The sequence below is a fragment of the Ochrobactrum sp. CGA5 genome (assembly GCF_006345815.1).
Lineage (GTDB): Bacteria > Pseudomonadota > Alphaproteobacteria > Rhizobiales > Rhizobiaceae > Brucella.
This window is the reverse complement of the sequence record NZ_VCIG01000043.1, coordinates 19,131-33,958: the sequence shown is the minus strand read 5'-3', so window position 1 is coordinate 33,958 and position 14,828 is coordinate 19,131. Positions and strand designations below refer to the sequence as shown.

The window sequence follows — 14,828 nt, the reverse complement described above, 5'->3', positions numbered from 1 at the left end:
ATGCTTTAGGCGGCTAATCTGCGCATTATAATATTGCGAGATAATTTGTATCGCCATAAGTATTTGTTTTTAAATAATTTTAACTCTTGATCTAGACATGCGTAAAATGCATGGCTGCATTGCGCTAAAGTCGCATTGCAAAAACAATGGGCAAGAGGCATATAAAGGTCATCTCAGCGCTGCGTTTCCTCCTCCCATTTGCGCGGGCTGAGTGTTCCCCTCTGGAGGTTTGCCTCAAGGCACCTTCAAAACTCAAAGCCAGACATTTGTCTGGCTTTTTTTTTGGCTTTTTGCCTTCCCTCTTTTGTTCGTTGAATTGTTTGCACGAAAAAGGGGCCTTTCGGCCCCTTTGTCATTCAATCTTTTAGGCTGTTAGCGCAAGCTGGCGCAGAAGCGCTGAATGCGGGTGCAGGCTTCTTCGAGAAGTGCATCCGACGTCGCATAGGAAATACGGAAGTTCGGTCCGAGACCGAAAGCCGAGCCATGAACAACCGCGACCCCTTCTGCTTCCAGCAGTTCGGTGACGAAGTCTTCATCGGTTTCAATAACCTTACCGGCTTCCGTCTTCTTGCCGATGAGGTCGGCGCAGGACGGATAGACGTAGAAGGCGCCTTCTGGAGTCGGACACTTGATTCCTTTTGCCTGGTTGAGCATGGACACGACCAGATCGCGACGCGCCTGGAAAATCTTCTTGTTTTCCGGGATGAAATCCTGGGGGCCATTGAGGGCTTCAACTGCGGCCCATTGTGCGATGGAACAGGCGCCCGAGGTCTGCTGCCCCTGCACCATATCCATGGCCTTGATGAGCTGCAACGGGCCTGCTGCGTAGCCGATACGCCAGCCCGTCATCGCATAGGCCTTGGACACGCCGTTCATGGTGAGCGTGCGGTCGTAAAGCGACGGCTCGACCTGAGCGGGGGTTGTGAAGACGAAGTCACCATAGACCAGATGCTCATACATGTCGTCGGTCAGGATCCAGACATGCGGATGACGAACCAACACGTCAGTCAGGGACTTGAGTTCAGCTTCCGTGTAAGCTGCGCCGGTCGGGTTCGATGGCGAGTTGAAGATAAGCCACTTGGTCTTCGGGGTGATCGCCTTTTCCAGATCGCCGGCAGTCAGCTTGAAGTTATCTTCGATCTTCGTGTTGATGAAAACCGGATTGCCGCCGTTGATCGCCACCATTTCAGGATAGCTGACCCAGTAAGGGGCAGGAACGATGACTTCATCGCCAGGGTTCAGCGTCGCCATAAAAGCGTTGAACAGAATCTGCTTGCCGCCAGTGCCGACAATGGTCTGTTCCGGCTTGTAGTCGAGACCGTTTTCACGCTTGAACTTGGCAACGATGGCCTGACGCAGTTCTGGGATGCCAGCAACCGGCGTGTACTTCGTTTCGCCGCGATTGATCGCGTCGATGGCAGCCTGCTTGATATTCGTGGGCGTGTCGAAGTCGGGCTCGCCTGCACCGAGACCAATCACGTCCTTGCCCTTGGCTTTCAGTTCACGTGCTTTCTGGCTGACCGCAATGGTCGCAGATGGCTTTACACGAGAAAGGGCGTCGGCGAGAAATGCCATGATAGATCTCCATAGATGGCAGGCTCTGTTAACCGGCACCGGGCGCGGTCCGGCTTTGCGGGTTTTTCTATGTCCCATCGGCGCAGGAAGCGCAACAGAAGGATTGTGATTTCATCGGCAATTGCTGGATTTCGCAAAAATGTGTTGCCGAAACGAACAGATCCATCAGCAATGCTGACATATCAACGCAAAGAAACTGATTGGACACGAGGCCGCCGGGCAGAAATATTGCCGCACGATAGGAGAAGATCATGCTGACACTTTATGAGCACGCCGATTCCGGCAATTGTTACAAACCTCGCCTGCTTCTGGCAAAAATCGGCAAGCCCTTTCGTCATGTTGCGGTTTCCTCGCTTGATGGATCGACGCGCACACCGGAATACCTGGCCAAGAACCCGAACGGCAAGGTTCCATTGCTGGAACTCGAAGACGGGCGCTTCCTCGCTGAATCGAATGCCATTCTCTTGCATCTGGCGGAGGGGACGGCCTTGTTACCGACAGACGCTTACGAGCGCGCGCTGGTCTATCAGTGGCTGTTCTTCGAACAATATAGCCATGAGCCTTACATCGCAGTACGCCGGGCCTTGATGGTCTATCCAGAGCGGTCCCGCGATGCGACCCCGGAGCGTCTTGCGGCCACGCTAGCCGGTGGCGACAAGGCGCTGGCAGTAATGGAAGCTCAATTGAAGAAAACTTCGTTCATCGCCGGTGACGATTATACGGTGGCTGATATTGCACTCTATGCCTACACGCATGAAGCGCATCTTGGCGGTTTCAACATGCAGCAATATCCCGCTGTCCGTGCATGGCTACAGCGCGTGGCCAGCGACGAGGGGCATGTGCCGATCGACTGGTTGCCGTAAGTTTCATCCCGCCATCAGATCGCGCAAGCAGCGCGTGGCCATCAGTTTATAAGCGGCTATCAGCGCATCGCATTCGATTTCCGAAACCTCGACGGCGATGCGCATGGTGGATTCGCCGAAATGCATCAGCAGGAAGGCGGTTTCGTCCAGTTGTGACGGAAGTGTGCCGGGTGCCAGTCGACGGATCGTTTTGGCCAGTAGCTGGCCGTTCCGCCTGCTTTCCGCAATCTCCATCTTTGACAGGGACTTATCTGTCTGCGTGGCCGACCAGATATCGCGCATTGCCGGTTCCAGCCGCATCAGGGCCAGATAGTCATCCATCAAGGCATTGAAGGCGACAAGCAGCTCGTCAGCCGAACTGGCTGCTGCAAGTCCTTCCGCGATGCATTGGCGCGATTGCGCATTGCACCTCTCAAACAGGTAACGGATCAGCGCACTTTTATCGGGAAAATACTGATAGAGCGCGCCGATGGAAATACCAGCCTGCTGGGCGATTTCACTCATCTTGAGACTGTCGCTGCCTTTGGCGGCGATTAGAGCTGTAGCGCATTCAGCGATGCGACGAATTTTTTCCTGTGCGCGGCTTTGGCTTGGCGTGCGGCGCAGAACTGATGCACTGGCTGTCTCTGCTTGCTTGGCGGAATTCTGATTCATTATCGACCCACATATTTCGCTCTTGACAGAATATGAGGAACTCTCACATATTGCAATATGAGGGTTTCTCATATTTTAAAAGAAGGAAGACGAACGCGCATCGTGCGCGCAACGCTGCCGTTGACGGCGGATGGGAGGACCAACGATGACGACGAGTTTTCAACTGCTTGTTCTGCTGACGGCGTGGGGAAGCGCGATTACAGGGGGCATCTTCTATGCGTTTTCAAGTTTCGTGATGGCCGCGCTGGCACGCATTCCGGCCAATGCTGGTATAACGGCGATGCAGTCGATCAATATCACCGTTATCAATGCGACGTTCTTTGCTGCCTTTTTTGGTACAGCATTGTTGTGTCTGGTGATTGTCGCGCTGGGATTGACGGGTTTTGGAGGTCTGTCAAAGTGGGCGATGATTGGCGCTGTCGTCTATCTCGTCGGCACGATTGGCGTCACGATGATTCTGAATGTGCCACTGAACAACCAGCTCGCCGGGATGGATGCCAATGCTGCGGCGTCGGCGGATGTATGGTTCGCTTATGTACGCGACTGGAGCATGTGGAATCATATCCGCACCATTGCGGCTCTGATCGCGGCTTTAATTCTGGGCGCAAGCGCGCTGGCGAAGGGTTGAGTAAAGGCAGACAAACAAAAAAGCGGGCCCGAAGACCCGCCTTTTCTCTGCCTTGCGGCAAAACTTATGCTGCGACGAGGTTGTCGGCAGACGAACGGCCCGAACGACGGTCCTGTACGATTTCGTACGAAACCTTCTGACCTTCATCGAGCGTGGCCAGACCAGCGCGCTGAACGGCGGAGATGTGAACGAAAACGTCCGTGCCGCCCTGATCAGGCTGAATGAAGCCGAAGCCCTTGGTCGTGTTGAACCACTTAACTGTTCCCGTAGCCATGGGAAATTCCTTTGTAACATAGTAGTAGAGTAGTCCGTATGCTTCGCACACGTCCCTGTGAATCGAATTTATGGACAGGAGATCGTTAGGAAGCACGGCAGGCCGCACGGGTCGCAAAGTCACTTGACCGAAAAATCGATGCAACAACTATATGCGACAAATTTGACCAATACAAGACAGCTACGTTGCCAGCTAGAAACTGATTTTATTCAAGCTTCTCGCCATGCCGAGTCCGAGCCGGTTTTGCGCGCTCGATCGGTCGAGCCAAAATAGCCGGAACAGGATCGGAGCACCTCCGTCGCATGGTGTCATTTCATAATGATCCCAGGTTTCAGGCGCGGAACTTCTCAATTGCAAATGAAAGCAGTGGCGGCGATGCGGCTCCGTCCTTCCGAGTTCGGGGTAGTCATAATCGACGGTTTCGACATGGATCATGCCGTCGTCGTAGAGAAGCCCCGTTTCTTCGGCAAATTCGCGATAAGCGGCGGCGAGAATATCTTCTCCGGCATCGACCGTGCCGCCCGGCACCTGAAGCGGCGTTTCAGGAGAATCCGGTTCTTCAAAAACTAGAAGGCGACTGTTCCAGGTTGCATAAATGAGCACTTTGTCGATGGGCTGGATTGTAACGGTCATGGAGTGCTTCCGGCAGGGTTCGTGCTCTGGCCATAATTGCAACGAATGATTTGCGGTAAAACCCACATATTGTTGTGGGCCATCATGGGTGATTTGCGGGAAAAGCGTACTGATCTCCTATCTTTGACTTCCACGTGACGCAGATATTCAGCATGTTGCAGACATAACTGCGAGATTGAACGGGCGGATGGGCAGCGAGGCAGGACATGACGTCTGAATCAGACGAAGACAAGACGAAGCAGAGCGTGCCTAAAAGAGAGCGCCACAGTAGAAAGCCCAGACGCAGTGTCACCGAGCGTCTGCGTAAAAGTTCGGTCAAGCTGATCGGCGGCAATCCGTCACGCGACGGGACCGATCTTTTCTCTCAGGTGTCGATGATGGTCGGGGCTTTTCTGGTCTCGCCGGTTCGCAACACGCTGATCGCACTTGGGACCGGCATTTTCGTTCTGATTGTGCTGATCGCCATTGGACAGGTCGCTATCAATCGCTGGAACGAACCATTCTACGACGCGCTTTCACGTCGGGACATGCAGGCTTTTTTCCATCAGCTACTGGTCTTTTTCGGGATTGCGGGCAGCCTGCTTGTGCTTAACGTGTCTCAAACCTGGCTCAACCAGATGTTCAAGCTCAAGATGCGTGAGGGGTTGGCGCGCGATCTGGTGGGCCAATGGCTGGTGCCGGGCCGGGCTTTCCGTCTTGCCAATGCAGGCGAGATCGGTATCAATCCCGACCAGCGTCTGCATGAAGATGCACGGCATCTTGCCGAAATGTCATGCGATCTGGGCATCAATCTGCTTCAGTCGACGGTCATTCTGGTGAGTTTTGTCGGCGTTCTGTGGTCGCTTTCGAGTGGTTTCGTGTTTCATGTCGCGGGCTACAGTTTCTCGATCCCTGGCTACATGGTCTGGGCCGTTATCATCTATGCGGCTTCCGCTTCCTGGCTGACATGGATCGTCGGGCGCAGCCTGGTCAATATCAACGCCAATCGCTATGCACGCGAAGCGGATTTTCGCGCATCGCTGATGCGCGTCAACGAGCATCTCGACGCCATCACCCTCTCGCGCGGAGAAGGTGACGAGCGGCGACGCCTTGATCTGGATATCGATGCTGTTCTGACTGCGATCCGCAAGATTGTCTATGCAACCACGCGCTTGACCTGGGTAACGGCCGGTTATGGCTGGCTTACCATCGTGGCACCTATCCTCGTTGCGGCTCCGGTCTATTTCGGCGGTGGGCTGACGTTCGGCGGGCTGATGATGGCCGTTGGTGCGTTTTCGCAGGTGCATAATGCGCTGCGCTGGTTTGTTGATAATTTCGGGGCGATTGCAGACTGGCGGGCGACCCTGCTGCGCGTCGCGAGCTTTCGTCAGGCGGTACTGCGCATGGACGAGCTTGGCTATCTGGACCGGCAAATCGATCTTGCCGTCAACGACAGTGACAAGCTGACGCTCGATGATGTTTCCATCGCTGCGCCCGATCAGTGCCTGAAGCTTTCCTGCAAGGCCTTTTCCGTGAAGCCCGGCGAACGGGTGCTTGTCACGGGCGGAACCGAGACCCAGAGAACGCTCCTGTTCCGCGCATTAGGCGGGCTCTGGCCATGGGGTGAGGGGCGGATCGGTATGCCTGCCGGCGATGGCGTCGCCTTCATGCCACGGGCGCCTTATTTTCCTCCTGGCAACCTAAAGGGCGTGATCGTCTATCCGCTGGACATCAAAAGGTTTTCGGAAGAAGACTTGGAGAATGTGCTGCGACGGGCGGGGCTTGAGCGGCTTTCCACGAGCCTCGACCGGGTTGCGCGCTGGGATCGGGGTCTGACCGACGATGAACGTCAATGCGTCGCCTTTGCGCGCTTGATCCTGCAAAAGCCGCAATGGATCGTCATCGATGGCGCGCTCGATGGACTTGATGCCGAAGCCTATGATCGTATTCGCGATATGCTGAATACCGAATTGAAAGAAGCAGCCATCATTCATCTTGGCAAGCCACATCTGCATGATGGGCTTTTCACGCAGCAGGTCAATCTGGAAGATGATCCTTCAGGAAAGCCCCTGGAGATACCAACCCTTAAAACAGCATAAAAAAGCCGCCGGTTTATCGGCGGCTTTTCTAAGTTCATGATCTATGCGATCAGCGGAAGTAATCCTGAAGCGGACGCACTTCCAGCGATCCGGCCTTGAGGGCTACAATCGCTTCGGCTGCTGCTTCGGCTCCGGCCATGGTTGTGTAATAAGGCAGCTTCTGCATCAAGGTTGCGCGGCGGATCGATTTGGAATCGGATACCGCACTGGCGCTGTCGGTTGTGTTGAAGACCAGATGAATCTGGCGATTGCGGATCGCATCTTCAACATGCGGACGGCCTTCGATGACTTTGTTGATCTTGGTCGATTCGACGCCGTTGGCTTCGAGGAATTTCTGCGTACCGCCGGTTGCCATGACCTTGAAGCCGATGCTTGCAAGCTTGCGCACCGCGCCGAGTACACGTTCCTTGTCTTCGTCACGCACCGATACAAACACCGTGCCTTCGCGCGGCAATTCAACACCAGCACCGAGCTGTGCCTTTGCGAAGGCCAAGGCGTAGTCGTAGTCGAGACCCATGACTTCGCCGGTCGAGCGCATTTCCGGTCCGAGCAGTGTATCGACGCCGGGGAAGCGGGCAAACGGGAAAACAGCTTCCTTGACCGCGATGTGCGGACGGGATGGTGTTTTCGGCTTGCCGCCATAGGCTTCAAGCGCTGCTTCAAGGCTTTCGCCAGCCATGATGCGGGCTGCAACCTTGGCAATTGGTGTGCCAACGGTTTTGGCGACAAAAGGAACGGTACGTGATGCGCGCGGATTGACTTCGAGAATGAAGATTTCGCCATCCTTGATGGCAAACTGAACATTCATCAGGCCGCCAACATTAAGTGCCTTGGCAAGAGCCTCCGTCTGGCGTTCCAGTTCGGCGACGGTTTCAGGGGAAAGCGAATGAACCGGCAGCGAGCAGGCGCTGTCGCCTGAGTGAATGCCAGCTTCTTCGATGTGTTCCATGATGCCGGACACATAGCTGTTCTTACCGTCGCAGAGGCAGTCCACGTCCACTTCGATGGCTTGTGTAAGATAGGTATCGAACAGAAGCGGGTTCTTGCCCAACAGGGTGTTGATCTGGCCGGTCTTGTCGTTTGGATACTTGGCCTTGATGTCTTCAGGTACCAGTTCCGGCACCGTATCAAGAAGATAGGTCTGCAAGCCACGTTCGTCATGGATGATCTGCATGGCGCGACCGCCAAGCACATAGGACGGACGCACAACCAGCGGGAAACCAAGATCGGCAACGATCAGGCGAGCCTGCTCAACCGAATAGGCAATGCCGTTCTTTGGCTGATTGAGGTCAAGCTTGATCAGCAGCTTCTGGAAGCGATCACGATCTTCCGCAAGGTCGATGGCGTCCGGCGAGGTGCCGAGGATCGGGATACCTGCCTTTTCAAGCGCATTGGCGAGCTTGAGCGGGGTCTGGCCACCGAACTGCACGATGACGCCGTGCAGCGTGCCTTTTTCCTGTTCAACACGCAGGATTTCCAGCACGTCTTCTGCTGTCAGCGGCTCAAAGTACAGGCGATCGGAAGTGTCGTAGTCGGTTGAAACAGTTTCCGGATTACAGTTGACCATGATGGCTTCATAGTCTGCATCATTGAGCGCGAACGCCGCATGGCAGCAGCAATAATCGAACTCGATGCCCTGACCAATACGGTTTGGACCGCCGCCGAGAATGACGACTTTCTTGCGATCCGACACTTCGGCTTCCGAGTGCGGCTGGCCAACAAAAGGTGTTTCGTAGGTCGAATACATATAAGCGGTTGGCGAAGCGAATTCCGCAGCGCAGGTGTCGATGCGCTTGTAGACCGGATGTACGTCGAGATCATTGCGCAGCTTGGCGACATCCTCTGCGTCCAGACCGGTGAGGCTGGCGAGACGTGCATCGGAGAAGCCCATGGCTTTCAGCATACGCAGGTTTTCGGCATCCTGTGGCAGGCCGTGTTCGCGAATACGGGCTTCCGTATCAACGATTCCTTCGATCTGCTCAAGGAACCATGGATCGATCTTCGACACGTCATGGATCTGCTCGGTGGTCAGGCCAAGACGCATTGCCTGTGCAACCATACGCAGGCGGTCTGGCGTTGGTGTACCGATGGCTGCACGGATTGCATTCTTTTCGTCGCCTTCGTCGATGTTCGGAATGGCGATTTCATCAAGGCCGGTCAGGCCCGTCTCAAGACCGCGCAGTGCCTTTTGCAAGCTTTCCTGGAAGGTACGGCCGATGGCCATGACTTCACCGACCGACTTCATGGCGGTGGTCAGGATTGGTGATGAGCCGGGGAATTTTTCAAAAGCGAAACGTGGAATCTTGGTGACGACATAGTCGATCGAAGGTTCGAACGAGGCAGGCGTCGCGCCGCCGGTGATGTCGTTATCAAGTTCGTCGAGCGTGTAACCAACCGCAAGCTTGGCCGCGACCTTGGCAATCGGGAAGCCGGTTGCCTTGGAGGCAAGCGCGGAAGAGCGTGAGACACGCGGGTTCATTTCAATGACAATCATGCGGCCATTGGCCGGGTTGATCGCGAACTGAACGTTTGAACCGCCGGTTTCGACGCCGATCTCGCGTAGCACCGCAATCGAGGCGTTGCGCATGATCTGGTATTCTTTGTCGGTCAGCGTGAGTGCCGGGGCAACGGTGATGGAATCGCCGGTGTGCACACCCATCGGGTCGAGATTTTCAATCGAGCAGATGATGATGCAGTTGTCCGCCTTGTCGCGAACCACTTCCATTTCATATTCTTTCCAGCCCAGAACCGACTCTTCGATCAGAACTTCAGTGGTTGGCGATGCATCGAGACCACGTTCGATGATTTCAAAGAATTCCTGGCGGTTATAGGCAATGCCGCCGCCGGTGCCCCCGAGCGTGAAGCTTGGGCGGATGATGGCCGGAAGGCCAACCACATCGAGCGCCTGAGCAGCCTTTGCCAGTGCGTGCGTCATGTAACGCTGCTTGCGTTCAACCTCGCCGAGCTGCCACTCGGTTTCAAGCTTATCGAGTGCCTTATCCAGTTCGTCACCCGAAAATTGGGCCTTGACTTCGGCACGTCTGGCCTCGTGGCGCTTGCGATCCTCGTCCTTAATTTCGGTCGCATTGGCGAGCATCGAAGTCGGGGTGTCGAGGCCGATCTTTTCCATGGCTTCGCGGAAAAGCGCGCGGTCTTCTGCCTTATCGATCGCTTCCGCGTTTGCACCGATCATTTCAACATTGTAACGCTCAAGAACGCCCATGCGACGGAGCGACAATGCGGTGTTCAGCGCAGTCTGGCCACCCATGGTCGGCAGAAGCGCGTCAGGGCGCTCTTTGGCAATGATCTTAGCAACAACTTCAGGCGTGATCGGCTCGATATAGGTCGCATCCGCCAGATCCGGATCGGTCATGATCGTTGCCGGATTGGAGTTGACGAGGATGATGCGATAACCTTCCTCTTTGAGCGCCTTGCAGGCCTGTGTGCCGGAGTAATCGAACTCACAAGCCTGACCGATGACAATGGGGCCCGCGCCGATGATCAGGATCGATTTGATATCTGTACGTTTCGGCATGAGCTCATCCTATCTTCTTCGCGCGCATGATCTTGTCCCGAAACCGGTTCCCACTTTCGAGAGACATGCTTCTTAGCCTGCCAGAAAAGCCCGCACGGTTTTCCGGCGGGTTGGCAGTGTATTAATTCTGTGGGCTAAGCGGGCCTTATAGGCAATCATTTCGATAAGCGGAACCCCACAAATCGTTTTATTTCAAAGAAAGTGGGTGCATTCATGAAAATTCTTGCCCACCTCATGCTTTCTCTATGGATGTTGTAACCGAACCAAAGCGTTCGCGGGCCAATTTCTGGCTGGCGCGGTTGATCGGCAGCAGGTCGCCGTCATTCGTCAGCAGGCTGAAACCGCCATTGGCTTTGCGCAATCCTGCGACATGCCGGTCGGCAATCCAGTGTCAGCGATGTATCTGGGGCCTCCATTTACTTTTTATGTTGCCGTGCCAACTCTTTATGCGACAATTAAAGGTATAGTTTGGTGCCGCTTCGTTGAGGGTGGCGTGGTGCAGGGGAGTTGATCAATGCGCTGGCAAGGTCGTAGGCAAAGCGACAATGTGGAAGATCTGCGCGGGAACCAGGGTGGTGGTGTCGGCGGCGGGTTTGGTCGCGGTGGTGGTCTTGGCGGACCCGGCTTTCGAATCGTTCGGGGCGGGGGCATTTCTGGCATCCTGATTCTGGTGGTGATGTTCTTTGTGCTGCGTGCGGTTGGCATCGATCCACTGCCGATCCTGTTCGGTGATGGCAGTATGGGGCCAGGCGTAACGCAGCAGGCGGGTCAATCCGGTCGAACGGTTGCCGAAGGTGGCAATGTCGCGAATGACGAAACAACACAGTTCGCCCGGACGGTGCTGGCCGAGACGGAAGACGTGTGGAGCGGCATTTTCCAGTCGCGCGGTCAGACCTACACGCCGCCGACGATGGTTCTGTTTTCCGGGCAGGTTCGTTCAGCTTGCGGCTTCGCATCTGCAGCGTCCGGTCCGTTTTATTGCCCTGGTGATCGCAAGCTCTACATTGACTTGAGTTTCTATAAGGAACTGGCAAACCGTTTCGGTGCCTCCGGCGATTTCGCGCAAGCCTATGTCCTCGCGCATGAGGTCGGTCACCATGTCCAGAACCTGCTCGGCATTCTGCCGAAATTCAATCAGATGCGCCAACAGATGAGTGAAGCGCAGGCAAACCAGATGTCGGTTCGGGTTGAACTTCAGGCTGATTGCTTCGCCGGTGTGTGGGGCTACTACACGGAGCAGAAGGGTATTCTGGAGGCTGGCGACCTTGAAGAAGCCCTGAATGCGGCGCACCAGATCGGTGATGACACGCTGCAGCGCCGCAGTCAGGGTTATGTCGTGCCGGAAAGCTTCAATCACGGTACTTCTGCCCAACGCGCCAAGTGGTTCCAGCGCGGCTTCGATAGCGGTAAGCTCGAATCCTGCGATACATTCAGTGGCGATGTTTGATATCGTTCTGCTGCTGTAGACATACTGTAGAAGAGGCGGTTTCGACCGCCTTTTTCTTTGCGCCGGTAAATGTTGGCCCTTTTTGGCAGGAAGCCCGTAATATTCGCCTTGTCGTGAAATAATTTTCCAGATAAATGCTTTTTCCACCGGCGCGGCCTTTTTCCGATTTACAAGCGTGACGCTCATCAGTTTGAGCGGCGATGGCGCGCGAGTTCTCCAATCAACACAATTTATGAATGTTCCACGCTGTTGGTGGTGGAGCATATTTCAGGTGTCCCATGCATGATCCCCAGTTTGTACGGCGGGGCTTGTTACTCGTCTTTATGACACTGTTCCTCGACATTATCGGCATTGCGATCATCATGCCGGTTCTGCCGACTTTTCTTGAAGAGCTGACCGGCGCGGATATCGGCACCGCAGCCGTCGATGGCGGCTGGCTTTTGCTGGTGTATGCTGGGATGCAGTTCCTGTTTGCACCCATGATCGGCAATCTGAGCGACCGCTTTGGCCGACGCCCGGTGCTGCTGGCCTCGATCTTCACCTTCGCTCTTGATAATCTGATCTGCGCGCTTGCGGCTTCCTACTGGATGCTGTTTGTCGGTCGTGTTCTGGCGGGCATAAGCGGGGCGAGCTTCGCGACGGCATCTGCCTACATCGCCGATGTCAGCGATGACAGCAATCGGGCGCGCAATTTCGGTTTGATCGGCATTGCTTTCGGTGTCGGTTTCGCGCTTGGTCCCGTGCTGGGCGGTTTACTGGGTGAATTCGGTCCGCGCGTTCCGTTCTACGGAGCGGCGTTCCTGTCTTTCATCAATTTCATCCTCGCCTATTTCCTCTTGCCAGAGACGCTGACGCGCGAAAACCGGCGTACCTTTCAGATCGCCCGGGCCAATCCGCTGGGCGCGCTAAAGCAGATGCGAAATTACCCTGGTATCGGTTGGGTAGTGCTGGTCTTCTTACTGTTCTGGTTGGCCCATGCGGTCTATCCGTCGGTGTGGGCCTTCGTCGGCGCCTATCGCTATAACTGGAGCGAAGCCCAGATCGGTCTGTCGCTCGGACTGTTCGGTATCGGCGCAGCATTCGTGATGGCTCTGGTTCTGCCAAGAGTTTTGCCAGTGCTCGGCGAGCGGCGCACAGCGATCACAGGCTTGCTGTTCTCCTGTCTTGGCTTGATTGGATACGCCATCGCATGGAAAGGTTGGATGGTATATGCCGTCATTTTCCTGACGGCGTTGGAAGGTCTGGCCGACCCGCCGCTGCGTAGCATCGCGGCAGGCAAGGTTCCACCATCAGCGCAGGGCGAATTGCAAGGGGCGCTGACAAGCGTGTCAAGCATTACGACCATCATCGGCCCGCTCATCTTCACGCAGCTTTTCGCCGTGTTTACCGGTACGAGCGCACCGTTTGTCTTTGCAGGCATGCCCTATGCCGTTGGTGCCGGGCTTGTTTTTCTGGCGTTGGTTGTCATGGTGGCGCGGGTGCGCCCGAAACCACCGGCCAAGCTGTCGGAGGTTTGATCAGTACGAAAACGAAAAGGCCGGAATTTTCACTCCGGCCTTTCACTTTGATGGCTTGTGCAGAGTGTTAGGCTGCCTGTTCGCGTTCCGAAAGCGGTGTTTCGCCCTTCTTTTCGCGGATCAGGTTGATAAAGCGACGGAACAGATAGTGCGAATCCTGCGGACCGGGCGACGCTTCAGGATGGTGCTGCACCGAGAATACTGGCTTGCCGACGACGCGCAGACCGCAATTGGTGCCGTCAAAAAGCGATACATGGGTTTCCTCGACATGTTCTGGCAGCGAATCTGAATCGACCGCGAAGCCGTGATTCATCGAGACGATCTCGACCTTGCCGGTCGTGTAGTCCTTCACCGGATGGTTGGCGCCGTGATGGCCCTGATGCATTTTCTCGGTGCGTCCGCCGAGCGCTAGCGCCAGCATCTGGTGGCCGAGGCAGATGCCGAAGACCGGAAGATCGGTTTCGACAAGCTTCTTGATGGTCGGCACGGCATATTCGCCAGTTGCTGCCGGATCGCCGGGGCCGTTAGACAGGAAGACGCCATCCGGGTTGTGGGCGAGAACGTCTTCAGCGGTTGCCGTTGCAGGCAGCACGGTAACCTTTGCGCCGAGGCCGGTGAGCAGGCGCAGAATGTTACGCTTCACGCCAAAGTCGAGCGCTACTACGTGATATTCCGGGGCGTCCTGTTCGCCATAGCCGTCTGTGAGCGTCCATGGCGTTTCCTTCCATGTGAGGCTCTGGCCAACGGTGACGTCCTTGGCGAGATCGAGATTCTCAAGGCCGCTCCATGCGGCGGCGCGTGCCTTGAGCGCGTCGAGGTCGAACTTGCCGCTTGGATCGTGTGCAATGACCGCGTTCTGCGCGCCGCGCTCGCGGATGAGCGAGGTCAGCGCGCGCGTATCGATACCGCTCAGTGCAATGATTTCCCGCTGCTTCAACCAGGCATCCAGATCTTCCGTTGCGCGGAAATTCGACGGCGATGTGATGTCGGCCTTGAAGATGGCACCGACCGCACCGTGCCGATTGGCCGGCGTCAGGTCTTCGATGTCCTCGGCATTGGTGCCGACATTGCCGATATGTGGGAAGGTGAAGGTTACGATCTGACCGGCATAGGATGGGTCGGTCAGGATTTCTTCGTAGCCGGTCAGTGCGGTGTTGAACACGACTTCGGCTTCGATCGCGCCGATCGCGCCAAGGCCCTTGCCTTCGATCACGGTTCCATCGGCAAGGACGAGGATGGCGGTTCGCTTCTGAATAGTCCAGGGTGCTGTTTTCGGTGTGGTTTCTGTCATGGTCTGCACTCCTGTTTCGTTAGCCACGCGCCAGCGTATGCTGTTATTTCGTTACCAGTTGGAGCATCGATCTGATGCAATCAAATCGATGCTCCAACTGTTTGTCTTCATGCACGCCGTTGTGCCAAAACCGGTTCCGACTTTTGGGCGGCATGCTCTCGGCGGCACGTCCCCATGTTTCACCCCGCCACCGGTAAGGTAGCTTGAAAGATGAAGCGTCAAGGGTCATATATGCGCCAAAAGGCAGCGGGGATTTCAAACCTCCCGCCGCGAGCACGTGCCGATGTCCTGCTAAGCCTTGAGCAATAGAGAAACTTGAAGGCCGGGTCAATC

General features: G+C 55.8%; 11 protein-coding genes and 1 pseudogene. 5 read left to right on the top strand and 7 right to left on the bottom strand.

The window, feature by feature from the left end; genetic code table 11:
• Window positions 1-372: 372 nt before the first annotated feature.
• The gene (locus FJQ48_RS20710) at window positions 373-1,575 is read right to left on the bottom strand and encodes a pyridoxal phosphate-dependent aminotransferase (RefSeq protein ID WP_139976817.1); all 1,203 of its coding nucleotides are present in this window, start codon (window positions 1,573-1,575) and stop codon (window positions 373-375) included.
• A gap of 251 nt (window positions 1,576-1,826) precedes the next feature.
• On the opposite strand from FJQ48_RS20710, the gene FJQ48_RS20705 reads away from it, so the two are divergent.
• Window positions 1,827-2,438 carry a glutathione S-transferase family protein gene (locus tag FJQ48_RS20705; RefSeq protein WP_139976816.1) on the top strand — a complete coding sequence of 204 codons (612 nt, stop codon included), beginning with the start codon at window positions 1,827-1,829 and terminating at the stop codon, window positions 2,436-2,438.
• Between the two features lie 3 nt (window positions 2,439-2,441).
• Here the strand turns inward: FJQ48_RS20705 and FJQ48_RS20700 are convergent, their stop codons facing one another.
• Window positions 2,442-3,092 carry a TetR/AcrR family transcriptional regulator gene (locus FJQ48_RS20700; RefSeq protein WP_139976815.1) on the bottom strand — a complete coding sequence of 217 codons (651 nt, stop codon included), beginning with the start codon at window positions 3,090-3,092 and terminating at the stop codon, window positions 2,442-2,444.
• A 145-nt stretch (window positions 3,093-3,237) separates the two neighbouring features.
• On the opposite strand from FJQ48_RS20700, the gene FJQ48_RS20695 reads away from it, so the two are divergent.
• Complete coding sequence (locus tag FJQ48_RS20695; protein WP_139976814.1) at window positions 3,238-3,720, top strand: anthrone oxygenase family protein; 483 nt, start codon at window positions 3,238-3,240, stop codon at window positions 3,718-3,720.
• A gap of 64 nt (window positions 3,721-3,784) precedes the next feature.
• Here FJQ48_RS20695 and FJQ48_RS20690 read toward each other — a convergent pair whose 3' ends face one another.
• Complete coding sequence (locus FJQ48_RS20690; protein ID WP_006471898.1) at window positions 3,785-3,994, bottom strand: cold-shock protein; 210 nt, start codon at window positions 3,992-3,994, stop codon at window positions 3,785-3,787.
• A 192-nt stretch (window positions 3,995-4,186) separates the two neighbouring features.
• The gene (locus FJQ48_RS20685; protein ID WP_139976813.1) at window positions 4,187-4,627 is read right to left on the bottom strand and encodes an NUDIX domain-containing protein; all 441 of its coding nucleotides are present in this window, start codon (window positions 4,625-4,627) and stop codon (window positions 4,187-4,189) included.
• Window positions 4,628-4,833: 206 nt separating this feature from the next.
• Between FJQ48_RS20685 and FJQ48_RS20680 the strand changes: the two genes are divergently transcribed.
• Window positions 4,834-6,705 (top strand): ABC transporter ATP-binding protein/permease, encoded by a 1,872-nt coding sequence (locus FJQ48_RS20680; protein ID WP_139976812.1) that lies wholly within the window; start codon window positions 4,834-4,836, stop codon window positions 6,703-6,705.
• Window positions 6,706-6,754: 49 nt separating this feature from the next.
• Here FJQ48_RS20680 and carB read toward each other — a convergent pair whose 3' ends face one another.
• Together carB and FJQ48_RS22615 are read right to left on the bottom strand one after the other, a co-directional pair.
• Window positions 6,755-10,240: a carbamoyl-phosphate synthase large subunit gene (gene carB, locus FJQ48_RS20675; protein WP_139976811.1), complete on the bottom strand. Its 3,486-nt coding sequence runs from the start codon at window positions 10,238-10,240 to the stop codon at window positions 6,755-6,757.
• Between the two features lie 232 nt (window positions 10,241-10,472).
• A pseudogene (locus FJQ48_RS22615) lies at window positions 10,473-10,646 on the bottom strand (DNA-binding protein); the annotation flags it as partial.
• Between the two features lie 108 nt (window positions 10,647-10,754).
• Between FJQ48_RS22615 and FJQ48_RS20665 the strand changes: the two are divergent.
• Together FJQ48_RS20665 and FJQ48_RS20660 are read left to right on the top strand one after the other, a co-directional pair.
• A complete protein-coding gene (locus FJQ48_RS20665; protein WP_139976810.1) occupies window positions 10,755-11,687 on the top strand; it encodes a neutral zinc metallopeptidase in 933 nt (310 codons plus the stop codon).
• Window positions 11,688-11,965: 278 nt separating this feature from the next.
• Window positions 11,966-13,204 (top strand): TCR/Tet family MFS transporter, encoded by a 1,239-nt coding sequence (locus tag FJQ48_RS20660; protein WP_139976809.1) that lies wholly within the window; start codon window positions 11,966-11,968, stop codon window positions 13,202-13,204.
• Between the two features lie 67 nt (window positions 13,205-13,271).
• On the opposite strand, the gene carA is transcribed toward FJQ48_RS20660, so the two are convergent.
• Window positions 13,272-14,495: a glutamine-hydrolyzing carbamoyl-phosphate synthase small subunit gene (gene carA, locus FJQ48_RS20655; protein WP_139976808.1), complete on the bottom strand. Its 1,224-nt coding sequence runs from the start codon at window positions 14,493-14,495 to the stop codon at window positions 13,272-13,274.
• Window positions 14,496-14,828 lie beyond the last annotated feature (333 nt).